General features: G+C 26.3%; 31 protein-coding genes. 25 read left to right on the forward strand and 6 right to left on the reverse strand.

Annotated features, from left to right (window positions below):
• Positions 1–29: 29 nt before the first annotated feature.
• The 4 genes from dnaK to AACK93_RS06630 all read right to left on the reverse strand — a co-directional run bounded on the left by dnaK (position 30) and on the right by AACK93_RS06630 (position 5,742).
• Positions 30–1,868 (reverse strand): molecular chaperone DnaK, encoded by a 1,839-nt coding sequence (gene dnaK, locus AACK93_RS06615; protein ID WP_339024248.1) that lies wholly within the window; start codon positions 1,866–1,868, stop codon positions 30–32.
• Between the two features lies 1 nt (position 1,869).
• Entirely contained in the window at positions 1,870–2,478 is a 609-nt protein-coding gene (locus AACK93_RS06620; protein WP_339024249.1) for a nucleotide exchange factor GrpE, read from the reverse strand.
• A gap of 21 nt (positions 2,479–2,499) precedes the next feature.
• Positions 2,500–3,522, reverse strand: a complete 1,023-nt coding sequence (gene hrcA / locus AACK93_RS06625) for a heat-inducible transcriptional repressor HrcA (protein ID WP_339024250.1) — start codon at positions 3,520–3,522, stop codon at positions 2,500–2,502.
• An 81-nt stretch (positions 3,523–3,603) separates the two neighbouring features.
• Entirely contained in the window at positions 3,604–5,742 is a 2,139-nt protein-coding gene (locus AACK93_RS06630) for an ATP-dependent Clp protease ATP-binding subunit (RefSeq protein ID WP_339024251.1), read from the reverse strand.
• A gap of 414 nt (positions 5,743–6,156) precedes the next feature.
• Between AACK93_RS06630 and AACK93_RS06635 the strand changes: the two genes are divergently transcribed.
• From AACK93_RS06635 to AACK93_RS06645, 3 genes are all read left to right on the forward strand, one after another.
• Entirely contained in the window at positions 6,157–6,486 is a 330-nt protein-coding gene (locus tag AACK93_RS06635) for a hypothetical protein (RefSeq protein WP_339024252.1), read from the forward strand.
• 165 nt (positions 6,487–6,651) lie between these two features.
• The gene (locus AACK93_RS06640; protein WP_339024253.1) at positions 6,652–6,828 is read left to right on the forward strand and encodes a hypothetical protein; all 177 of its coding nucleotides are present in this window, start codon (positions 6,652–6,654) and stop codon (positions 6,826–6,828) included.
• A 29-nt stretch (positions 6,829–6,857) separates the two neighbouring features.
• Positions 6,858–7,070, forward strand: a complete 213-nt coding sequence (locus tag AACK93_RS06645; protein WP_338981365.1) for a hypothetical protein — start codon at positions 6,858–6,860, stop codon at positions 7,068–7,070.
• Between the two features lie 148 nt (positions 7,071–7,218).
• On the opposite strand, the gene AACK93_RS06650 is transcribed toward AACK93_RS06645, so the two are convergent.
• Positions 7,219–7,413, reverse strand: coding sequence for a hypothetical protein (locus AACK93_RS06650; RefSeq protein WP_339024254.1), 195 nt, complete (start codon positions 7,411–7,413; stop codon positions 7,219–7,221).
• Between the two features lie 348 nt (positions 7,414–7,761).
• Between AACK93_RS06650 and AACK93_RS06655 the strand changes: the two genes are divergently transcribed.
• The 20 genes from AACK93_RS06655 to AACK93_RS06750 all read left to right on the forward strand — a co-directional run bounded on the left by AACK93_RS06655 (position 7,762) and on the right by AACK93_RS06750 (position 18,485).
• On the forward strand, positions 7,762–8,751 hold the full coding sequence (locus AACK93_RS06655; protein WP_339024255.1) for a hypothetical protein: 990 nt from the start codon (positions 7,762–7,764) through the stop codon (positions 8,749–8,751).
• A 14-nt stretch (positions 8,752–8,765) separates the two neighbouring features.
• A complete protein-coding gene (locus AACK93_RS06660; RefSeq protein ID WP_339024256.1) occupies positions 8,766–9,092 on the forward strand; it encodes a hypothetical protein in 327 nt (108 codons plus the stop codon).
• 9 nt (positions 9,093–9,101) lie between these two features.
• Positions 9,102–9,356, forward strand: a complete 255-nt coding sequence (locus AACK93_RS06665) for a hypothetical protein (RefSeq protein WP_339024257.1) — start codon at positions 9,102–9,104, stop codon at positions 9,354–9,356.
• 29 nt (positions 9,357–9,385) lie between these two features.
• A complete protein-coding gene (locus AACK93_RS06670) occupies positions 9,386–9,772 on the forward strand; it encodes a hypothetical protein (protein ID WP_339024258.1) in 387 nt (128 codons plus the stop codon).
• Positions 9,765–10,250 carry a hypothetical protein gene (locus tag AACK93_RS06675; RefSeq protein WP_339024259.1) on the forward strand — a complete coding sequence of 162 codons (486 nt, stop codon included), beginning with the start codon at positions 9,765–9,767 and terminating at the stop codon, positions 10,248–10,250. Before AACK93_RS06670 ends, AACK93_RS06675 begins: the two co-directional genes overlap by 8 nt.
• Positions 10,251–10,327: 77 nt before the next feature.
• Positions 10,328–11,407 (forward strand): integrase core domain-containing protein, encoded by a 1,080-nt coding sequence (locus AACK93_RS06680; RefSeq protein WP_339024260.1) that lies wholly within the window; start codon positions 10,328–10,330, stop codon positions 11,405–11,407.
• Positions 11,408–11,934: 527 nt separating this feature from the next.
• The gene (locus AACK93_RS06685; RefSeq protein ID WP_339024261.1) at positions 11,935–12,261 is read left to right on the forward strand and encodes a hypothetical protein; all 327 of its coding nucleotides are present in this window, start codon (positions 11,935–11,937) and stop codon (positions 12,259–12,261) included.
• 2 nt (positions 12,262–12,263) lie between these two features.
• On the forward strand, positions 12,264–12,485 hold the full coding sequence (locus AACK93_RS06690; RefSeq protein WP_339024262.1) for a hypothetical protein: 222 nt from the start codon (positions 12,264–12,266) through the stop codon (positions 12,483–12,485).
• Positions 12,485–12,643, forward strand: coding sequence for a hypothetical protein (locus AACK93_RS06695; RefSeq protein ID WP_339024263.1), 159 nt, complete (start codon positions 12,485–12,487; stop codon positions 12,641–12,643). Before AACK93_RS06690 ends, AACK93_RS06695 begins: the two co-directional genes overlap by 1 nt.
• 7 nt (positions 12,644–12,650) lie before the next feature.
• A complete protein-coding gene (locus tag AACK93_RS06700; protein WP_339024264.1) occupies positions 12,651–12,881 on the forward strand; it encodes a hypothetical protein in 231 nt (76 codons plus the stop codon).
• A 171-nt stretch (positions 12,882–13,052) separates the two neighbouring features.
• Positions 13,053–13,298, forward strand: a complete 246-nt coding sequence (locus AACK93_RS06705; RefSeq protein WP_339024265.1) for a hypothetical protein — start codon at positions 13,053–13,055, stop codon at positions 13,296–13,298.
• A 24-nt stretch (positions 13,299–13,322) separates the two neighbouring features.
• Positions 13,323–13,622: a hypothetical protein gene (locus AACK93_RS06710; RefSeq protein WP_339024266.1), complete on the forward strand. Its 300-nt coding sequence runs from the start codon at positions 13,323–13,325 to the stop codon at positions 13,620–13,622.
• A 68-nt stretch (positions 13,623–13,690) separates the two neighbouring features.
• Complete coding sequence (locus tag AACK93_RS06715; protein WP_339024267.1) at positions 13,691–14,308, forward strand: hypothetical protein; 618 nt, start codon at positions 13,691–13,693, stop codon at positions 14,306–14,308.
• A 6-nt stretch (positions 14,309–14,314) separates the two neighbouring features.
• The gene (locus tag AACK93_RS06720) at positions 14,315–14,599 is read left to right on the forward strand and encodes a hypothetical protein (RefSeq protein WP_339024268.1); all 285 of its coding nucleotides are present in this window, start codon (positions 14,315–14,317) and stop codon (positions 14,597–14,599) included.
• Positions 14,600–14,601: 2 nt separating this feature from the next.
• Positions 14,602–14,856 (forward strand): hypothetical protein, encoded by a 255-nt coding sequence (locus AACK93_RS06725; RefSeq protein WP_339024269.1) that lies wholly within the window; start codon positions 14,602–14,604, stop codon positions 14,854–14,856.
• Positions 14,857–14,915: 59 nt separating this feature from the next.
• Positions 14,916–15,488 carry a hypothetical protein gene (locus tag AACK93_RS06730; RefSeq protein WP_339024270.1) on the forward strand — a complete coding sequence of 191 codons (573 nt, stop codon included), beginning with the start codon at positions 14,916–14,918 and terminating at the stop codon, positions 15,486–15,488.
• Between the two features lie 271 nt (positions 15,489–15,759).
• A complete protein-coding gene (locus tag AACK93_RS06735; protein ID WP_339024271.1) occupies positions 15,760–15,930 on the forward strand; it encodes a hypothetical protein in 171 nt (56 codons plus the stop codon).
• A gap of 200 nt (positions 15,931–16,130) precedes the next feature.
• Positions 16,131–16,904 carry a hypothetical protein gene (locus AACK93_RS06740; protein ID WP_339024272.1) on the forward strand — a complete coding sequence of 258 codons (774 nt, stop codon included), beginning with the start codon at positions 16,131–16,133 and terminating at the stop codon, positions 16,902–16,904.
• An 82-nt stretch (positions 16,905–16,986) separates the two neighbouring features.
• Positions 16,987–17,922, forward strand: coding sequence for a hypothetical protein (locus tag AACK93_RS06745; RefSeq protein WP_339024273.1), 936 nt, complete (start codon positions 16,987–16,989; stop codon positions 17,920–17,922).
• A gap of 44 nt (positions 17,923–17,966) precedes the next feature.
• Positions 17,967–18,485, forward strand: coding sequence for a hypothetical protein (locus AACK93_RS06750; RefSeq protein ID WP_339024274.1), 519 nt, complete (start codon positions 17,967–17,969; stop codon positions 18,483–18,485).
• A gap of 217 nt (positions 18,486–18,702) precedes the next feature.
• On the opposite strand, the gene AACK93_RS06755 is transcribed toward AACK93_RS06750, so the two are convergent.
• Positions 18,703–20,823 carry a PQQ-binding-like beta-propeller repeat protein gene (locus AACK93_RS06755; RefSeq protein ID WP_339024275.1) on the reverse strand — a complete coding sequence of 707 codons (2,121 nt, stop codon included), beginning with the start codon at positions 20,821–20,823 and terminating at the stop codon, positions 18,703–18,705.
• 239 nt (positions 20,824–21,062) lie between these two features.
• Here AACK93_RS06755 and AACK93_RS06760 point away from each other — a divergent pair, with 239 nt between their 5' ends.
• Together AACK93_RS06760 and AACK93_RS06765 are read left to right on the forward strand one after the other, a co-directional pair.
• A complete protein-coding gene (locus AACK93_RS06760; protein WP_339024276.1) occupies positions 21,063–22,445 on the forward strand; it encodes an Mbov_0401 family ICE element transposase-like protein in 1,383 nt (460 codons plus the stop codon).
• Between the two features lie 284 nt (positions 22,446–22,729).
• Positions 22,730–23,197 carry a hypothetical protein gene (locus tag AACK93_RS06765; protein WP_339024277.1) on the forward strand — a complete coding sequence of 156 codons (468 nt, stop codon included), beginning with the start codon at positions 22,730–22,732 and terminating at the stop codon, positions 23,195–23,197.
• The last annotated feature ends 670 nt before the right edge of the window (positions 23,198–23,867 follow it).

Consider the following 23,867-nt stretch of genomic DNA (forward strand, 5'->3'; position numbering starts at 1 on the left):
TACAATGTGTAGTAAGAATCATTCATAATTTACTTCTTCTCATCACTAGATTCAACGCCAGAATCATTAGATTCAGCATCAATAACATCATCTTTTTTATCATTATTTTCTTGTTCATTAATTTCTGGAGTTTCAGAATTAGATTGTTGTTGCATAAACTGTGCTATTTGCATCATCATTTGTTCCAAGTCAGTCATTTTTTTCTCTAAACCAACATAATCTTCTTCTTTAATCAGTTTTTCAATTTCTGCTTTCATATCATTCATCGCTGTTTTTTGTTCTTCAGTAATTTTTTCTTTGCCTTCTTCAATTCCCCGTTCGATATCATGTAAATAAGTTTGGGCTTTATTTACTAACTCAACATTTTTACGACGAGCTTCATCGGCTTCTTTATTAGCTTCTGCTTCTTCAACCATTCTTTTAATATCTTCTTCACTTAAACCTTCATTAGATTTAATTGTAATTGATTGTTCTTTATTATTTTTCAAGTCTTTAGCTTTAACCGCAACAATACCATTAACATCAATTGAAAATGTTACTTCAATTTGTGGTACTCCTCTTGGTGCCTTATCAATTCCTGATAATTGGAAACGACCTAAAGTCTTATTATCATTAGCTATTGGTCTTTCACCTTGTAAAACATGAATATCCACAGCCGGTTGATTATCATCAGCGGTAGAAAATACTTGTGACTTTGATGTTGGAATTGTTGTATTTCTTGGAATTAAAGGCGTCATTACACCACCTAAAGTTTCAATTCCTAATGACAATGGGGTTACATCTAATAATAAAATATCTTTAACATCACCAGCAATAATTCCGCCTTGAATAGCGGCTCCCAAAGCAACAACTTCATCAGGATTAATAATACGATTAGGTTCTTTCCCTAATATTTTTTTAACTGCCTCTTGAACAGCCGGAATTCTTGTTGAACCACCCACTAATAAAACTTGATCTAAATTACTAGCTTTTAATTTGGCATCATTTAATGCATTTTCAACAGGATTTAAAGTTCGTTCAACTAATGATCTTGTCATTTTATCAAATTCTGCTCGTGTTAAGGTTTTTTGTAAATGTACTGGTCCTGATTCATTAGCTGAAATAAATGATAATGAAATTGTTGCTTGTAAACTACCAGATAATTCTTTTTTAACTTGTTCTGAAGCTTCTTTTACTCGTTGCATTGCCAATTTATCTTGTGATAAATCAATACCAGTTTCTTTTTTAAAGTCAGCAACTAATCAATTAGTAATTATTTGATCAAAATCATCACCACCTAATTTATTATCACCTGATGTTGCTAACACTTGAAAAACGCCATCAGCTAATTCCAAAATTGAAACATCAAAAGTTCCGCCTCCTAAATCATAAACTAATATTTTTTGCTCTTTATTAACTTTATCGATACCATATGCTAACGCCGCTGCTGTTGGTTCATTAATAATTCGCTCTACTTCTAAACCAGCAATTTTACCAGCATTTTCTGTTGCTTGTCTTTGTGCATTATTAAAATATGCTGGAACCGTAATTACTGCTTTAGTAATTTTTTCACCAAGTTTCTTTTCTGCAAAATCACGCACATAACTTAAAATTTTTGCTGAAATTTCTTCTGGTGTATAGTCCTTACCATTAATCTTAACTTTTTCCTCAGTTCCCATTTTACTTTTAATTGAAAAAATAGTATTAATATTCGCTACTGCTTGGTGTTTTGCACTATTTCCAACAAGAATTTCATCATTTTTAAATGCTACTACCGATGGCACCGTTCTGGCTCCATCTGGAGTTTCAATTACTCTTGCTTCAGCGCCATCCATAAACGCCACACAAGAATTAGTTGTTCCTAAATCTATTCCAATAATTTTTGCCATTTTATTTTTCCTCTTTCATTTCAATATTTTCTTGATTTTCTTTATTATTATTAATCATCTTTTCCTTTGCTATCTGCACGGTGGCAACTCGTAAAACACGATTATATAAACGATATCCTTTTTGTAAAATTTTAATAATTTCATTTGGTTGATATTTATCGCTTTCAACTTGTTCAATCGCATAATGCAAATGACTATTAAACATATCACCAACTTTAACATCAATCTCAGTAACACCTTCATTAGTTAAAATTACTTTTAATTGATTAATCATCATTTCAAAACCTTGAAGAAAATTTTTAACATCAGCACCAACATTTTTTACATTTAATGCTCGCTCAAAATTATCCATAATTAGTAATAATTGCACAATCATTGCTTGCGAACGATACTTTCTAACTTCCTTAAGGTCATTATCGTATTGTTTTCTTGCATTGTCTCAATCAGCTAAAGCACGAATTTTATCATTCTCACTTGTTTCTAATAACATTTTTAAATTTGTAATTTCTAATTGTAATTTGGTAATATCATCATCAATAATATCATCCGGTGTTACACCAAAATCAGTTAAATTTTGATTATCAAGTTCTTTTTGTTTATCATTATTCATAATATCTCTTATCCCCTCCCCTTAAAAACTCTCTTCAATTTTGCGTGATATTCAATCTAATAATTCTGACATCTTATCATAATCAATCCGCTTAGGACCAATTACCGCTAACTGTCCAATTTGCTTATTACCAGTATGGTAATCAGTACTAATAACAGCAATATCATCTGTTTGTTTTCCTAGTTCATTGCCAATAAGAATATGAATATTTTCTTGATTATATTCTTGCTGTTTTTTTTCTGTTTTTATAAACTGTTTTCAAGGAGAATAATCTTCAATAAATCGGACAATTTCTTTAATTTTATTAACATCATTAAATTCAGGATTATCTAACATATATTGAAGACCATGTGTTGAATGTTCACGTTTTTTAAAACTAACTAAAGTATTAATAAATGACTGTAAAATATATTCATGTTTCAAAACTTGTTTTTCCAATATTGGTTGTAAAGCTTGCATTTTTTCTTTAATATCTTCTAATTTTGTACCAATTAAACGACTATTAAATAATTCAATCGCTAAAACTAGATCTTGCAAGGTGACATCTTTAATATTAAAAGTCTTATTAACAACATGTCCCTTTTCACTAATAAAAATTGCAACCGCATTTTCTTCACTAATAGGCACTAATTCAATTTTTTTCAAACAATCTTCTTGCGAATTAGAACCAATAACTACTGTAATCAAATTAGTCATCGCACTTAATATTTCGGCTGTTTGTTCAATAATATCTTCAATAGCTAATTGCCTATTAGAAAAAATATTTTCTAATTGTTGCTTAATATCATTATCACCATTATGAACATCCATTAAATTATCAACATAATAGCGATAACCAAGTGATGCTGGTATCCGACCACTAGAAACATGAGTTTTTTCTAATAATCCTGTCTCTTCTAAAAACGCGCACTCACTACGAATTGTCGCTGAAGAATAAGGTAACTTATACTTTTCAATTAAGATTTTACTTGATACTGGTTGCGCACTTTGAATATATTCATCAATAATAAACTTCAATATTTCTTTTTGCCTTATGGTTAACATAATCTCATTCCTACTTTTAGCACTTAATCTTGTTTACTGCCAATAATAAAATTATATAACAATTACTATAAAAATCAATCATTAATTTAACTTTTCCTTACTAGCAATGATAATTTTATCATTCTTAACAGTTAGTGAATAAATGCGATTTTCTTTAATATGGTCTTCAATAATTGACTTAGCAAGTAAATTTTCAATATGCTTTTGAATATATCGTTTAATTGGTCGGGCGCCAAATTGCTGATCATAACCCTCTTCAAGAATTTTTTCTTTAACCTTATTATCAAAAACTAATTTAATATCTTTAGTCATTTCTAAACGATCATTCAATAATGCTAACTCTTTATCAATAATTTCTTTAATAATTTTTTCCGATAATGAATTAAAAATAACAATTTCATCAATCCGATTAACTAATTCCGGACGAAATGTTTTTTTTAATTTTTGCATTACCAATGCTTTACTGTCTTCTCTTGGTGATAATAAAAATTCCGAACCAAGATTTGAAGTCATAATAATAATTGTATTTTTAAAATCAATTATTTTACCATGCCGGTCACTAACTATTCCTTCATCTAAAATTTGTAATAAGATATTAAAAATATCGCTATGTGCCTTTTCAATCTCATCAAATAAAATAATACTATATGGATTTCTGCGAACTTTTTCTGTTAATTGTCCGCCTTGCAAATAACCCACATAACCCGGAGGAGCCCCAAGCAAACTACTTACCGAATGTTTCTCCATATATTCTGACATATCTAGTCTAATAATATTTTTTTCTGAACCAAATAAATATTCCCCAAGGGCACGAGCTACTTCAGTTTTTCCAACTCCAGTAGGACCTAAAAAAATAAATGAACCAATCGGCCGATTTGGATCTTTAATTCCGCTTCTTGCTCTAATAATTGAATCACTTACTAACTGTAAAACTTCATCTTGACCTTTAACTCTAATTCGTAAATGTTTAGTCAAATTAAGTAACTTATGTTTTTCACTTTCAACAAGGCGACTAACAGGAATCCCCGTTCATCTTTCAACAATATTAGCAACATCTTGTTCAGTAACATCTTCTTTTAATAATGCATTAATTTTTGTTTTATTAGTAATCTCATCCAATTTCTTTTCTAATTTTGGTAATAAACCATATTGAATTTCACCAGCACGATTAAAGTTACCTTTTAATTGTGTTTGGTCCAATTCTGTTTTTAATTGCTCTACCAGTAATCTGATATTTTTAATTTCATCTAATTGTGTTTTTTCTTCATTCCAAACTAATTCTAAAGAATTTTCTTTCACTTTCAATTTTTCTAATTCTGCAATTAATTCATCTAACCGTTGTTTTGACTTATGATCCTTTTCCTTTAATAAAGCCGCCTTTTCAATTTCCAATTGCATTACTTTTCGCTTTACATCATCAAGCGGAGCAGGAATTGAACCAATTTCTGTTTTAATGTTTGCACACGCTTCATCAATTAAATCAATTGCTTTATCAGGTAAAAATCGATCACTAATATATTTATCAGCTAAATTAGCGGCAACAACAATAGCATTATCATGAATTCGCACACCATGATATGATTCATAACGATCTTTTAAACCGCGTAAAATTGAAATTGTATCATCAACAGTTGGTTCTTTAATAAGAACTCTTTGAAATCTTCGTTCTAAAGCACCATCTTTTTCAATATATTCGCGATATTCATCCAATGTTGTTGCCCCCACACATCGCAGTTCACCACGAGCTAACATTGGCTTTAAAATATTTGAAGCATCAATTGCTCCCTGAGTTTTACCCATTCCCACAATTAAATGCAATTCATCAATAAACAAAATAATTTCTCCAGCTGAAGCTTTAACTTTGTTAATAACTGCCTTTAACCGCTCTTCAAATTCACCTTGAAATTTAGCGCCCGCAATTATTGATGACATATCCAATTCATAAATAATTTTATTTTTTAAATTACTAGGAACATCACCCTTAACAATTCTTTGCGCCAATCCTTCAATAATAGCTGTTTTACCAACTCCGGGTTCACCAATAAGTACTGGATTATTTTTTTGTTTTCGTGATAAAATTTCAATAATTCGTCGCGTTTCATCATCACGACCAATTATTGGATCATTTTTGCCTTCAATATGCATCTCATTTAAATTACGAGTAAATTTTTCTAAAATCTTAGGATCATTGTTGTAATTAGGTATTTCATTAATTTGCATATTTATTAAACCTCTCCATTTATTTTAGCAGTCTACATACTAGAATGATGACAAAATAATCATAGTATATTATTTTGGCAATGTCAATAGTAGATTGCTAATTTTTTTTGTAGAAACCATATACATATGACAAGATTTTGGTTTTTACAAACTTGCTGTTAATTAATAAATAAATATGAGCTCATTTATTTATTACAAGAAATATAAGGTTAAATTAATATTTATTATTTTTAGTTATGCCTTGTATTTTTTTGTGCCTTGATAGTAATAAACTAAGTTAATTAGTAAACGAAGTTTACTAACAAATTTTGTTAAACATAAATGTTTAAAAAAATAAATATTTAACTTAGTTAGATAACTAAGCTAAATATAACTTAGTTTAATATAACTAAATATTGTAAGGATGGTATGTATATGAGAAATATTGAAAATATTTTTTTAAATACTGAAAAATATTTTTTAAAAGAAACACAAAATGCAGTACTTATTAAAGCACCAGCAATTCCGTGATTGTATGAATCTACTGGTATTTGGTTTTCGAAACGATTTGTTTATAAAGGAAAATATGAGAATTCTATTTGTATATGAATAATTAGAGATGGTGAATATCGGTTAGTTTTTATTAATGATAAAGGTCAAGAGTCTAGTTTGATTTTAGGTCATGAGTTGTTAGGTTTTTTTGTTGCTGAAAAAGAACATGATAAAAAGGTTGTAAGTTTTGATTATTTTAAAAATTCATTTTAAAAATGTTTTACGGTGTTTTAAGAATAGGGGTGTAAATAAAAAAATATTTTAGTTAGTTTTTATGGTGTTTAAACGGTGCGGAAAGCGTATGCTCCGCCCGTTAATTATCTATGTTAGTTGAGTTATTTAACTAAGTTATTGCAATTTTTTTGAGGAGTTTTAGAAATGAAAATGTGAGTTAATGTGGATGAGTCTGGCAAAGATTATTGTCAAGACTTTATATATTCTATTAATAAAAAAACTGGATTAGAACAAAAATTTTGAGCGTCTAAATCTGCAGTTGAATCTGTTAGAACTGATTTAGTCGGTGATAATTGACTTTGTGTTGATATTGTATATTAAAAAATTAGAAAATTAAGGAGAAAAGAAAGATGAGTATATTTGGATTAGTATTTTTTACGATTTTAACATTATTACTAGCATACTATATTGCGATTAATATTTATCGGTTTTTTAAAGATAAAAAGAAATATGGTAGTGAAGCAAAACAGCTACCAAAAGATTTTACTTATTCACAACGAATATTTATTGCAAAGTTTAAACGAAATTTGTTAGAACAAGATGAAAAAGAAATTAAAAAGTAGGTTTAGAAAATGTTTAAAAAAATAATTATTGAATTAATTGAATTAATTTATCCAACTGCTGATTTACCACCCCAAGTTGTATTTTTGTTTTCAATTTTAATAATTGTAATGCTCTTCTCGGCAATTATTTTTCTGCTCTTTTGACCTTTTAAGCGGTAATTATTATGTTTTTAGTTGCTTGAAAAGATTTAGATTGAGAAATGACAAAATTGTATTTTTGGGATTTATTTATTCAAATTAAAGTTATTTCGGCATGAGTTTTTGGCGAAGAAATTGATTTAACCAAAGAACTACTTTGATTTTTAATAGCAAATATTGCCTTTTGAATGGTATTATTATTCATTGTCTTATTTATGGTTATTTTATTTTATAAGGTTAAATCATATTTTGTTTAGAAAAAAAGGGGGGGTGATTGTATGATTAGAACTTTTTTAACAGAAGTGACTACGCCAATAGCTGTTACTGGCGAACAAGCGGTTACTAATTTATGAAAAGCATTAATTAAAGCATTTGGTAATATTTAAACTGATATTATTGGTGGTAATATGCCAAATGTCGTTAATTTCTTTGCTACATATTGAGTTTTCTTGCTTGGCGTGGGTATTGATTTATTTTTAATCGCTTTCAAAATGTTTGAAAAATTAATGCTTGACAGATTAGTAATAAAAATAAAAAAAGTGTGATTTAATTGATGCTATTGTTTAAAAAAATAAATTTAAGATTATATGATTTTGTCGCTTTAAATCGCACTTTATTTATTATTGCGTGATTCTACGGTGCGATTTTGTATTATTATAATCCTCAAAGTTGACGAATGTTATTTGATATTATTTACTTATTAATTGCTTTGTATGTTTTATATACTAAAATTTCTCATTTTTTTGCTCGCCGTAGTTTTATTAATTTCTTATTAAATTCACCTTTAAATTTAGTAATTGGTGCCTTAGGAACTGGGAAAACCGCTTTAATGGTTTTAGCTTCTTACTTATTAAGTGGTTGAAAAACGATTTCTACTTTTCCGATTACGGATAAACAAATGCTTTCATTAGGGCATATGTCTTTATTAGATTATAATTATCCGATATTAGAAGAAAAGCATTTGCTGTTATGAGATGAAACTAACTTATTTTTAGAAGGAACTGACTATAAAGAAAATGATAGAGTAACTCAAGGTTTACAAGAATATTTTGCTTCAGCTCGCCAATTTACCCATATCGTATTAGCAAGTGGAAAACGAGCCGAACATATATGAGTTAAAGTTCGTGATATTGCGAATTCAATAATTGTTGGCATTAGAAAAAAACCAGTTAGTATTTTCCGACCCTATTTACAAGTTATTTACGGCACTTTTAAATCGGTAAGCGAATACGAACAATGACGATTAACTCTAATTAATGCAAAAAATGATAAAAAAGGTCGCAAAATCAAGTATCGTAGCATTCCGGAATTAGACATTTATTTCTTTAAATTGAAAATTCCAATGTCAATCTTAAACCTTTACGATAATAAATATTTATCATTCTTGCGTGAATTAAGTAATCGTGCTTTGAATGATAATTATCAGCATAAATTTTGAAATGATAATGTAATGGATATTGAAGCATTAGAATATTTAAAAATGGAGAAATTTAGCAAGATACTTACTAAGTTAAAAAATAATCTAAAGAAGAAAAATAAGTAAAGGAGTTTAAAAAAATGGAAAACTTAGAAAAAATGGCTAGTTTGATTGGCGATATGTTTTATAAAGTTTTTGATTTAATTTGAACTTTAACCATTCCCGGAACAGATATTCGCATTATTATTTTTCCACTAATTATGCTTGTGATAAATCTTGTAATTGGTGGCATTTTAGGTATTCATATTGAACGACCAAAAGTTGGTTTTCGTAAAAAATATCGAAAATCAGTTGCTAATTGAGGAACTAAGAAACAATCATCTAGTGGTCCAATTAAGAAATTTAGTAGTAATAGTCCTAAAAATAGACCGTGAGTCGACCAACATGGACGGCGAATAAAAAGGTAGGTTTAGAAAATGTTTAAATTAATAATATTATTTATTCTTGTTGCTGTTTTTTCTATTTTTGCTTTAGATGATTTTTTAGGTTTATGAGCCTATGCGCGTGAGGGTTTAGAATATTTTAATAAAGTTTTATCAAAAAATATTAAAATTTTAGATTTGTTTAAACCAATGATAAGGTTATTTTCCCAACATCCGATTTTCCAAATTTTAGGAACGATTTGTATTTTATCAACAATATATTTAATTTTAAGAGGACCTACTGAATAAAAAAATATTTTAAAAGGAGTTATTAAAAAATGAAAAAGTTAAAGAAAATATTAAGTATTAAATGATTTAAAAGCGTTTTAGGTTTTATGCATTTTTTTATTATATTTCATACTGTTATGGTTATAATTTGAGTATTTTTAACAAGAATTAGAACTAATACAGATGAGTTTTTTAAAGATTTTATATTGTTTGATTTTCAAAATGTATTTCTTAAAGTGTATTTTTGATTATTAATCGTTTATTTGTTAATAACTGCTATTAAGTTATTTATTATTAGGGGTTATTACTTTAATAAAGTTTTTAGAAAGCATCAAATGCAAGTTGCTAATTGTGAATGTCCGCAACATCAACATTATAAATTTTCTGATGCTGTTAAAGCAATAAAAAAGAGTTTTAAGGCGTGATGAGATGGATAAGATTATTTCTTGATTTATTATAATGTTTATTGGTTTGGTACCGCTAGGGGCGTTCTTTGATACAAAACAACCACCAAAACCTAATATGGAACAATTTTTTATGAAACGAGAAAAACGAACCACAAATCTTAGTCAATTTGGTAATAGTTGTAAATTGGAGTTTGTTAGTTTAGATAATACATTACTTCAATATCCATATTCATTGCAAAATATAGGCAATTTAATTTTTTATGGTGGTATTAGCCCCCTACCTAGTGATATAGAAGAACGATTTAAATATCATAATTATATAAGTTTTGAAATTGAGAAAGGTGTTGTCCTTGATAAAATTGTGAAATTTTATAAGGATAATGGAGTTTATGGCACTTATAAGACTAGTATTAGTTATTTAATTGATAAGATTATTAATGTTAAATTTTCTATTAGTTTTAAAAGTACTGATTATTATATAACCTCATTTTCGGCCGGAAAACCCTAATTAATTAATAATTTAATAAATATTTTTGAAAATCGTATTTTTTGTAATGCGATTTTCTTAATTCAAGGAGTTAAAAAATGAAATATATTATTTCCCAAGGTGATTTAGCAGATTTAAAAGCAAAAATCCAAAGTTGATTAAGAACAATTTATAACCACAAGCATTATCATAAAACTAAAAAACGAGTTACTGGTTATTTAAATTTATGTAATCAATTTTATTTAGAACCAATAACTTTAAATAAATTAGTAAAAAAGCATTTTCACAGTACACGAAATACATTTTATCAATGAGCTAATAAAATTCTTACTGCTTATCAAAATGATGATTTTAATAGTTTAATTTTCAAATATAAAGAACCTAACAAAATTAGTTATCAATATGATTTAAATTATCGTGAAAAAATATGCGTTTTATATTTTGATTATAGAAATATTCAAGCCGGTGGAATGTCGTCTTTATTTAACAATTTAAAAATGGGTTTTCACGATATTGAAAATTCAAAAATTCCGAAAAATATTAAAACCTTTTATCGCTGAATTAAATCTGACTTTCGTTGAAAAGAATTAAAACAACAAATTAAACAAACAAAACGCCATTTTAAGCGTTATGAAGTATCTGAGATTGGTCTTTTACAAATGGATGCTAAAATCATTACTACATCAAATTTTCCGGTTAATAAAAAATATTACATTTATGATTTCATTGACGAAAAAACACGGCTAGTATTTGGTTATGTTTATGATAGTTTAGAAACCAATAACGCAATTAATGCCGTGCAAAGAGCAATGAAAGATTTTAGCGAGCTTGGCACAACCATTAAACGCCTTCGCACTGATAATGCTCCGGAATTTATTACTAATAATTGAAGTAATAAAAAATCGTACAAAGTAAAAGAAAGGCCTTTTACGGCCTTTCTTTCAAGAAACGGTGTTACCCACGAAACCACTCCAATTCGTTCGCCACAGAGTAACGGTAAAATCGAGCGGTTTCATCAACATTATACCAAATTATTTTATGCTAAGGATAAAAAATTAAATCAAAATGAACTTCAACACTTCTTAAATCAATATTATTACTATTACAATTTTAAAAGATGTCATTCAGCATTACAAAATAAATCGCCATTTCAAACATTACAAGAATTAATAAATTAATTTTTCTTTTTTTAAGGGACGCATAAAGTTTTGTTAGGTAGGCAAAGATTTGAATAAGTATTAAGACAGTCAGCAATGATTGTCTTTTTATTTTATGAGGTGTTAAAATTTTGTTCTTTGAAAATTAAATACAAGTGAATTAATAATGTTGGTATGTATTAAAGCGCGATAAATTGTGGGTGGTCGCCATACATAACCAAAAGAAGTTTATCAGTTGATAGATAACATCCTATTAGCTATAGCAATTTGTTTCGTTTTGTAATAAAAAAATGAATGGGTGGATTTCCTAAAAATATACACGCTATTAAATTAGTTCCAAGGGTAGAGTGCGGACATTAAAGTGTAGAAATTTCTATATAGGGAGATACTAAGTTTAAAATTATTAAAATCTTTATCTAATTAAAAAAACAAAATTTACTAACAAAGCTTGTTAAACACTTAAATCTGCGATATATAAGTGTTTAAAAAACTAAGTTAACTAACTTAGTTAATATAACTTAGTTTATTCATAAGAAAGGTAATTTATTATGAAAAACATTGAAAACATTTTCTTAAATACTAAGAAATATCTTTTAAAAGAAACACAAAACGCAATGCTTATTAAAGCCCCAAAAATTCCGTGATTTAATGAACAAATCGGTATTTGGTTTCCAAAGCGATTTGTTTATAAAGGAAAATATGAAAATTCGATTTGCATTGGAATAATAAAAGGTAGTAAATATCAAATAATTTCAATTAATCAAAAAGAAAATGAAACCAAATTAATTAAGGGACAAGAATTATTAAGCTTCTTCATTGCCGAAAAAGAAAACAACAAAAAAGATATAAATTATAACTATTTTAAAGGAGTTTAAAAATGAATATTGCGATTGGATTAATATTTATTATTATCAGCATCATGCTATTGGCATATTTTGCTTATAAAATTTATGTCAAAATAAAAATGCGAATTAAATATAAAAATGCCATTAAAAATAATACTGGTAATTTTACAAAAGATGAAAAAGTGTTTATTGCCCGCTTTGAAGAATGAGTTAAAGCTCCTAATTCAAAAGAAAATAATGAGAATAAAAAATAATGTTTTGAAAAATTATCACGGAATTCTTAGAACTGTTTATTCCGATAGAAAAAATGCCTGCACAAGTCTTGTTTATTGCCGGATTAATTTATTATCATTGCTTTTCTTTTCGCCTTAATTTCAATTATGTATTTACCAATAAAAATGATTTTTGGTAGATAAAAAATGACAGTAAATTTAAAAGAATTTAATTGAGAACAAATTAAACAAACTTTCTGAGATTTATTTATTCAAATTACAACTATTCCGGCTCATATTAGTGGTGGTAAAGAAATTGATTTAACCCAAGAAACACTTTGACTTTTAATAGCAAACATTGCTTTTTGATTCTTAACAGCGATTATGGTGTGATTTATTCTAATGCTACTTTGAAAAACCATATCAGTATTTAGATAGGAAAAAAATTAATGTCAAGAAGTTAAGTTACATTGTGATGCATTCCCGAAGAAATTCAAAATTAATTAGAAAAAAATATAACCGTGTTAAGGTTAATCGTATTTTAACAAATTTAAGAAAAACTTTGAATATAAATGATGAATGTTTTAAAAAGAAAGGGAGTGTGGTTATATGTTCGGAACTTTCTTAGCCGATGCACCAGCAACAGTAGAAAAAATAACAGCTAGTGACGTGATGACTAAATTATGAAATGCAATTATAACGGCTTTTACTAAAATGTGAGAAATTATTGCTGTTAATATGCCACAAGTCGGTAACTTCTTTGCTGACTACTGAATCTTCATTTTTCCATTTATTTTGGCAATATTCTTTATTTGTTTTAAAATGTTTGAAAAATTACTTGGAGCAGTCCGCTAACAAAAAAATAAAGTGAGGCACAAGATGAAATTTTGCAAATGAATAATAGAAAAAAATAACCATTTTATTGAATTGAATCGCACCTCATTTTTAATTTTATGACATTGCGGAGCAATTTGATATATTTACAACGGTTATTTTAAAAATATTGTAAGTTATTTATTTTTAGCAGGTTGTATTTTAATTTTCTTTTTTAAAATCGGTAATTTAACACAAATTAACAAAGTTATTAATTTCTTAAAAAATTCACCATTAAAATATTGTGATTGGTTCGTTAAGAACTGGAAAAACCGCTTTTCTAGTATACGCATCAAAAATTACTAAAAAAGAAAAAATATCATATCGCCTCAACATTTCCATTACTAGAAACCCAAAAATTAAGTTTAGGACATATGGGATTATTAGATTTTGATTATCCGGTATTGCCAGACAAAACCTTACTTTTGTGAGATGAAACCAATTTATTTTTAGAAGGAACTGATTGAGAAAAAAATAATACCAAAAACAAAGAAACGGGTATCCAAGAATATTTTGCCTTAGCACGCCATTTTGGCCATATTGTGCTGGCCGACGGTCAAAGAGATAAACATATTTGAGTTGAAGTTCGTGATATTGCCAATAATGTGATTGTGGGAATTCGTAAAAAACCCGTTAATATTTTTCGTCCCTACTTAAAAGTCATTTATGGTACGTTTACGAGCATTGAAGAATATGAACGCTGACGAAACACCTTAATTGATGCTAAAAATAGTAAAAAGGGTCGTCGCATTAAATATCGCGATATTCCTGAACTTGATATTTATTTTTTTAAACTAAAAATTCCTTTACCAATATTAAACACTTACAATTCTTTTTACCTAGCGTTTTTAAGAGATTACTTAAATGCAAAAGTGAATCCTGACTATGAAAACAAATACTATAATGACACAGCAATTGATTTAGAAGATTTGGAATATTTAAAAATGGATAAATTTAGCAAATTTTTAAGAAAAATGAAAGAAAAGGAATAATAAAAAATGGAAAATCTCGCAAAAATGGCCGACTTTCTGGATCAAATGCCTTATAAAGTTTTTGACTTAATTTGGAGTTTAGAAGTGTCGGGAACGAATATTCAACTAATATTTCCTTTATTCTTAACGCTGGCTGTAGAATTTCTTATGGCAATTATTCTTGGATTTGGTAGTCTACAAGTTAATTTAGAAAAACAACGCCAATATGCTGTTAAAAATAAGGGGCGTTTAAGTGCGTGAGGAAAAGTTAAAAAGCAAGTAAAACCAATAAAAACCAAACAAGGTAACTAACAATGTTTAAACTAATTATTATTTTTATCTTAATAACTGTTCTTGGATTATTAGCAGGTAGTCATTTTGAAACTTTAACGAACTATATTAGCGAAGGGCTTGCCAATTTCCAAAAGTTTATTACTAGCAATTTAACAATTTTAGAACTATTTAAACCAATGGCCCGGACATTTTCGCAACACCCAATTTTTACCATTCTTGGTGTTACTTGTGTACTTATACTTATTGCCTTATTTATTGTAATTAAAGGTAGGTAAAAAAATGGAAAAATGAACTAAAAAACAAGAATTAGAAATAGAGAATGACAAATTAAAAATTGTTAATGTCATATGTCATATTAGAAAATAGTGTTAATACTCTTAAATACATAATAATGGAAAAAAATAAAGAAATTTTAGAACTAGAAAAGTGAAATACTATTCATATTAATCAAAAATCAGACTTAATAATTGAAAACCAAAAATTAAAAATTTTTAAACACGAAAGGAGAATAAAAATGAAAAAACTTTTAGCAAAATTATTTAAAAAAGATAATTCAAAAGAAAAAATGCCATTAAAATTAAAAATTAAAAATTCTTTTAAAAAGCAGTGGTTAAAAGTATTGTTAAGTATCATTTTCATCTTTATAAGCTTATTAATTTGTGCATTAACAGTAATTGATACTAAATGAATAACCGGAACAAGTAATGAATTTAATAATTTTGTGAATAAAGAAATGGTTGATTTCTTTGGCAAATTTAATAGTGGTATTATGCTGACAGGAATATTTGTTTTTTGATGAGGCGGAGCAATATATTTTGCACTTAAATTTGAAAAATTAATCCGCTTTATTATTCAAAAAATTAAAGCAAAAAGAGTTTTGAAAAATGAAATCAAACAAACTCATTAATTCTTTAAAAAAATATTGATGGAAAATTTTGCCTTACATTTTTATGATTATTATCTTTTTCATTCAATTTTTAAAATTGGAAATTAATGATTTGAAATTATTATATGAAAAATTTGAAGCATTAATTTCACTTATGATACTGATACTAGGGTATTTAGATATATGTATTACAATAGCGGTAATTATAAATTGTAGCATTAAGTGATTTATTAAAAAAATCAAAACCTAAAGAACAATGAAAAATAAAATATTTTAAAAAGGAGTGATAAAAATGTTTATGAAAATATTTACCGCGATAATTATTAGTTTCAATAACATTTTTACCATTCCCCAAAACATTAATAACGACGAAATAATAACACAATCACTAATTAGAAATAAAAGAGAAAGTAATAAAATTTATAATTTTGAAATCAAAAACTTAGAAAAAGTAGAGTTTTAAATTTCAAATACAAAAATTGTACGAGTTCAAATATATAAAAAAGATAATAGCAGTTTAAATGAAAAATTACCAGAATTAAAAAATTTAAACAACTTTACCTTCCTATTTACACAAAAATTTCAAAATAATCAGAGCAAACAAGAAGAAATTAGACAATTAATAACTACACACGGAACAAAAATAGAAAATGAAGATGATAAATGAGTAGAGTAATTAACAAAAAAATAACAATTAAAGCACAAGGCACAGAGTTAAATGTTTGAACCAATAATAATCTTACAAAAGATTACTTTTTAGAAAATATCAATGAATTTAAAATTGAAATTGAAAAAAACAGTACTGATATTGAATTACCAACAACCACTAAATATGATGGTAACCATAACTATAGTGATGTTATTGATAATCTTGATTATTTAATGATTTATCGTGGTGATTTTGATAAATTTAATTACTCTTATCTCTATTGAACACCAGTATTTAATTTTATTGATACCTTAGAAAAAGGTTACTACAAAGAATTTACCATTAAAAATCATGGTTTTAAAGATGAAAGCTATTTTTATCACAAAACTTCAACTATTTTATCAAACTCAGAAATAATTGACCCAACAAATGCAACCAAAATTGAAGTTATAAAAAAAATTAAAAAAAGACTTAATGAAACAATTAATAATCTTACTGGTGTAAATAATGCAATTGAAGGTATCGACTATAATACAGAAATTAAAGATAACGACAACAATTACTTAAATGATAGTGCTACTTTTGATTTAACAACAGATAATGTTGCTGACAGAACATTTACCGTTAAATTCACTGCAACTGAAACAAGTACACAATTGCAAGGAACAAATACGATTAAAATGGTCATTTCGAAACAAGAAGATACCAACGATAATGTTCTTAAAATTAAGGCATTTAACAAAACCCTAATTGCTGGAAATAATTATTTACAATTATTACATGGCTAGAGTGAAATCTGAAAATATGACACCAAAAAGGCTAATGATTATCACCTAATTAAGTACCTTTTCGGGACACTAAATTATCTAAATGTTAAATTTAGTTTTTCTCCGCTATGACCCTGAATTAAGGAGCGATATTTACCTTTATTTTAAAAACAACACTCCTAGTATTAACAATAATGATTACAAAAAAGTTTTTGACGAAATCTATGAAATTCTTGGCAATTTCTTTGCTAGTTTATTTTATGCAACTTTTGATATGGACGAAAAAACTCATACCAAAATTGATTTTAAGGGTGTAGATAATTACAACAAAGATTACTTTATTCAAATTGGTTTCTTTTATCGCTCATTAATCACCTTTTATCCCAAAAAATACTTAGTAAATATTATAGGGGAATCAGAATTATTACTAAGAAGTTATTTTTTTACTTTTGATAAAAAAACGCACCAGGAAAATTTTAATGCTATTAAAAATAATAACAGTATCTATCAAATTGAATTTAATGTGCTTAAATCTTATAACAAACTCATTACCTTACCAACTAACAAGACTGCTAATAGTGTTAATTATCTTAACACCGACATCGATATTCGCTATGGTATTAATATTTTTACCTTAACTTTTCCTTTGTACCATAAAAAAAATGTTGCTAATTACAATTTTAAAATCTATGACTTTAATGTCCTTAATTCCACAGCCTTTATTCTTGGTGGCTCAAAAAACAGTGAATGAGACGACTTAATTCCACCAGCAAATTGCAAATATTCCGGACGGTGAATACCCACATTTAACGATGTTGGTTGTGCCATTCAGAATGCTGGTATTAAAATGATTAACTGAATATTGACGGCATCACAAATCATTACCATTTTACGACCATTAGCAATTATTGCAAAAGCAACAGTTAACTTTTCAACTGCCATTTTTCCGGTTTTTAAAACGGTACCTGCCTTTTACTATACCTTTTGGTTTTTAATTGGTTTTGCCATTTTTCTAATGATATTAAGGATTTTCGTGTAGTATAATATATATTGAAAAAATAAAGTAATAAAGGAATTAAAATAATGAAAATTTTAAATACAATAGCTCTTTCGACATTAACAATATTACCAATAGTCAGCTGTTCTAAAAAAACAAATGAATCAGTAGAACAAAAAAATAAATATAACGAAAACAAAGTTTATGATTTTGAAATTAAAGACTTAGAAAAAGTAAGATTTTACTTTTCAATAACTTCAAATAATATTGTACAAGTTAACATTCTTAAGGGAAATAATGTAAATATAAATGCAGAATTACCATCAGAATTAAAAAATGTAAGAAATTTTACTTTCGAATTTACAAAAAAACTTGAAAATAATCAAAGTACACAAAAAGAAATTAAACAACTAATAAATACACACGGACAAGAAAAAACCAACTTTCCTAATAATCATTTATTTAAACTTTGAATAATTAATAAAAAAATAAGAATTAAAGCACAAGGTACAAACTTAAATGATTTCAAAGATGAAAAAAACAATTCAATAAATTATGTATTAGAACATACAAACAATTTTGAAATTGAAATTGAAAATCCTTAATAACTAAATTCAAACACTGTTAAAATTACTACTCCCAAGAAAGGCAATTTTCTATGATGATAAGACCCTTAAACAACTAAACAACTTTTCATTTTAATTTTTCCTTTCTATTTTGTCAGAATAAAAACCAGTAATTAAAATTACTGGTTGGAATATTTTTCTTATTTTTACAAGTTGTTAACAGACCAATTATTTGTAATAAATTTAATATTTTTTATTAAATTGGACGAAAATTAAAAATTGGTTTGGGGTCGCTTTCACTTGTTCTTGATATTATTGCTTTTCCATTAAAAGAAATGCTATTATCTTTGTTAATAGTAATTTCGTTGGGCAATAAACGATATTTTTGTAATATTTGCATTGTCTCTTTAATTGGTAATGTAATTGTTTGTTCTTCGTTATTATCATCAATTATTTTAGCAGTAATCGTTCCATTAATTTTTTGTTTTAAATTTAAATTAGTTTTAATAACAAGTAGTCTGACTACATATTCGGCTGTAAGGCGTTGTTTTCTTCCCACAGATAATTCTTGTTCTGGTGAATGCAACAAATCGCGATTTAAAATTAATTCTTGTTCTTGTTTATTTATGTTAGACAAATCAAAATCCTGTGATAATGTATTTTTAATTTCAGAAGCTTTTTTATTTCAACTTGTAAAATCAGTTAATATCATTTCGTCATCAATATTTAAATTTCATCCATTAACTATATTTTTTGAGTTATTTATGTTTAATCCTGTTGTAATTTGAAATAAATATTTTGCCTTAGTTTCATAACTACATGATGGTATTTTAATTTTTTGTATATTTGAAGAGATATTAGGAAAATTAATTGGTTTAAAACAAACACTTTTTTCATCAAACGATTTTAACGAATCTGAAGTGCTGGTTATTTCAATCTCAGAAAACATTAAGTTATCAATATTAATATCTTTTATTTCCTTAAATTTTAAATTAGGGTTTTCATCACGAAATTTAAAAAATAATGCTTTTTTAATTAATTCATTTAAATTAATAATTTTATTTTGTTGATTATCAATTGAATAATGTATTTTTATATTATTATCATTATTTAAATTATCTTTTATTTTTAATATAACTGAATTATTTGTTTTATTAATAATTTCTAGTTGTGCTATATCTAAATCAGGATTCAAATAATTTAATTCATTTAAAATTGCATTATCAGAATTATTATTAATTTGTCTTAAATTATAGTAATTACTATATTCATAAACATTACCATCTCCTGAACCAATATATAATTTATTGTTGAAAACCACACCAGAAGAATCAACTCAGTTATTTGTTCTAATAACAATTTTTTGTTGGCCTGTTGCTGAATATTCATAAACATTGTGATCTCCTGAACCAAAATATAATTTATTGTTGAAAACCACACCAGAAGATTTAATTTCTCCATTTGTTGTAATGACAACTTTTTGTTGGCCTGTTGCTGGATTATATTCATATACTTTGTGATCTATTGAACCAAAATATAATTTATTGTTGAAAATCACACCAGAAGATCAAATTCCTTCTTCTGTTTTTATGACAGTTTTTTGTTGGCCTGTTGTCGGATCATATTCATAAACATTATGATCAAATGAACCAAAATACAATTTATTATTTAAAATAATTCCACTAGCAAAAATCGCGCCCTTTGTTGTAATGATAACCATTTGTTGGCCTGTTGCTGGATCATATTCATACACATTATTATCATGTGAACCAAAATATATTTTGTTGTTGAAAACCAAGCCAGAAGAATGAACTCAGTTATTTTTATTTGCTTTAATAACAATTTTTTGTTGTCCTGTAGCAGGATCATACTCATAAACGTTGCTATCTCCTGAACCAAAATATAATTTATTATCAAAAATAAGACCAGAAGAGGGGACAGTACCATTTGTTATAATAACAATTTTTTGTTGGCCTGTTGCTGGATCATATTCATACACATTATTATCATGTGAACCAAAATATAATTTATTGTTGAAAACCACACCAGAAGATTGAACTACAGAATTTGCTTTAATAACAATTTTTTGTTGGTCTGTTGTCGGATCATACTCATAAACATTTTTATCTCATGAACCAAAATATAATTTATTGTTGAAAACCACACCCGAAGAAAAAACATGCCCTCCTGTTTTAATAACAATTTTTGTTCTATTTATTTTATTATTTTCATTATTGCTTCGTTTTTGTCTTTTATAATTTATGTTTTCTGATTTAATTTGTTGTTTTTGCGTTGGATAAGAACTATTAGCAACAATTCCGGCCATTCCACCACTTGCTATTGTTATTGTACTTAATAAACTAAGTAATTTTTTCATATTAATCAAATCCTTTTCGTGAATTTTTGTTAATTAATAAAATTTACTGATTAATCAACCCTTTTTTAAATTTGTACAATCTAATTAATACAAGTTGATTATAACTTATTAAATAAGAATTTCTATCATTTTTTAAAAATATTAAATACTAATTCTAGAAAAAAATTATCATTAAAACAGAAAAATAAACTAACGAAATTTAACTTTGTTAAAATTACTACCAAGAAAGGCAATTTTTTATGTTAGAAATTAAAAATAATTTAAAAATCATAGAAAACAAGTATTGATTCAGTTTATTTACAACCCATAAAAATATGTACACCAATAAATGTGAACAACTAGCTAATGAATATGAAAAATTAGATGAATACTTATATAAATATCATTATCGCTTAAAACAAGGTTATAAAGTAGTTCATTTTGTTTGAAGAACAATTATTACAATTTTTGGTGATGTTACTTTTAAACGACGCCGATATAAATATTGAAATCAAAAATCAGGTAAATTTGAATATGTATGTTTGTTAGATAAAGAAATTGGTTTATTGTCTAAACAACGCATTTATTTTGATGTCCAATTTAAAGTTTTAAGTCTTTCGGGTGATGGCAAGCGGTATCGCGATGTTTTAGATGCTCTAAATCATTGTTATATTTTAAAAGGTAGTATTTCGCGTATTTTAAATAAATATGATATTGCTGAATATTTTCAACTAGCAGAAAAAGAAACTAAAAATAGAATTGATGTCAAAAATAAGGATTTATATATTCAACTAGATGAGACATTTTTAGCGACATTAGATCATAAAGTTAAACAAGACCAAAGAATTCGTTTAGTTACTTTTCATACCGGACATAAAGAAAAAAAATACAAAAATGCTCGTAGAAAATTAGAAAACAAACGAGGTCATTTTCTAATGTTAAAAGTTGGTAAACGAATAAATACAATGGATTATCGTGATTTATTAATTAAAGAGTTACAAAAACATTATGTAAATATTAATTATGACAGGATAATTGTTTGTGGTGATGGCGATGCTTGAATTAGAGAAATTGCCAATAGTTTTGTTAATGTTAGATATATTTTAGATGGTTATCATGCTATTAAAAAATTAAAACAAACTACATTTAATATTATTTTTGAAAGTCGCAAAGTAACACTAAATAGTTGAATTAAATTATATAAGGATGGAAATCATCAAGAATTAATCAAAACCATTCATAATGTTGCTAAAAATGAATTAAACAAAGATATTAAAACAAATTTAAGGAAGGCTAGTAATTATTTCAGTAATAATAAATATGGTATTCATAATCAAAATTTAGAATGAAATATTGGTTGTAGCATTGAAAGTGATGTATCACATTTGGTAAAACAACAATTAGGATACGGAGCAAAAATATATAATCATAAGAATTTAAATAACCTATTACATTTAAGAATGGCAAATTTAAACAAATTAAATGTATTACATTATATTAATGAAAATATTAATTCAGAAATAGAAATCAGAAAAGAAATATATAAAAATTCATTATGAAATAAATATAATAATAAAAATGATGATAGTTGAATCAGCAAAGGCAACATTGTATATACAAATAAATATATTACATTTAAGTAAGTAAAAATATTAGTGAAAATTTAATAAAATTAATAATTTTTTATTGTGTAAAAATTCAATAATATGATAAAATCATGATGGATAAAAATGACAATAACAAGAAAGGCAGGGTTATTTTAGTAATTAAATAATATAATTAGCTGATTGTTTTACTTATTCAAAGCAATACTCAAGAAGACTAAACGCGACCGGTTTTGCTATTTTTCTAATGATTTTACGAATTTTTGTATAATATATATATATATATATATATTGAAAAATAGAACAATAAAGGAGTTAAAATAATGAAAATTTTAAACATAATAACTCTTTCAGGACTAACAGCATTGCCGATAGTTGGTTGTTCTAAAAAAGCGAATGAATCAGTAGAACAAAAAAATAAAGTTTTTGATTTTAAAATCAAAAATTTAGAAAAAGTAGAGTTTTGAATTTCAAATACAAAAATTGTACGAGTTCAAATATATAAAAAAGATAATAGCAGTTTAAATGAAAAATTACCAGAATTAAAAAATTTAAACAACTTTACTTTCCTATTTACACAAAAATTTCAAAATAATCAGATCAAACAAGAAGAAATTAGACAATTAATAACTACACACGGAACAAAAATAGAAAATGAAGATGATAAATGAGTAATTAACAAAAAAATAACAATTAAAGCACAAGGCACAGAGTTAAATGTTTGAACCAATAATAATCTTACAAAAGATTACTTTTTAGAAAATATAAATGAATTTAAGTTAATCACTTAGAGACACAGAATTTTGGACAGCCCCACAATAAAAAATAAACAATATATCCTTAAACAACTAAGCAAATTTTAATTTTTTCTCCTTTCTATTTTGACAAAATAAAAATCAGTAATTAATTAAAATTACTGGTTTGAATATTTTTCTTATTTTTTACAAGAAATTAAACTTGTTGTACTTGTTCCAATTAACCGATTTTTACCAAAATACTACACTACTTAATAATTTTTTCATATTTTTAATTCCTTTCGCCGAATCCTTTTACAATAACAATTTTTTATTTTAACATAACATGTTATATTTTTAATTAATCCAGTAATAGCGGCCGTAATAATTCCTATTGGACCCGCTCGCTATAAGACATCGCCACCAAATATGGCTTCAATTGCTACCGCTACATCTACATACATCACCATCTCGAATATTATCAATCATGTTATTAAGACATCCATTTGTATTTAATTTATTTTCTATTTCTTTAGTTCTATTTTCTAAACTTTTTAGAGTGTTTTCTAAATTTTGAATTTTAATATATAAGTTTTTAATATTTTCTCGATTCATTAATATTTGTATAGTTTGTTTATAAGAATATATTTGTTGTCTTAATTGAAATTTCTTGTCATCTCTTCATGTTCTTTTTTGTTCTACGGTAAAACTGGGGACTGGGGACATC

The organism is Spiroplasma endosymbiont of Agriotes lineatus (assembly GCF_964019485.1).
Lineage (GTDB): Bacteria > Bacillota_I > Bacilli_A > Mycoplasmatales > Nriv7 > Nriv7.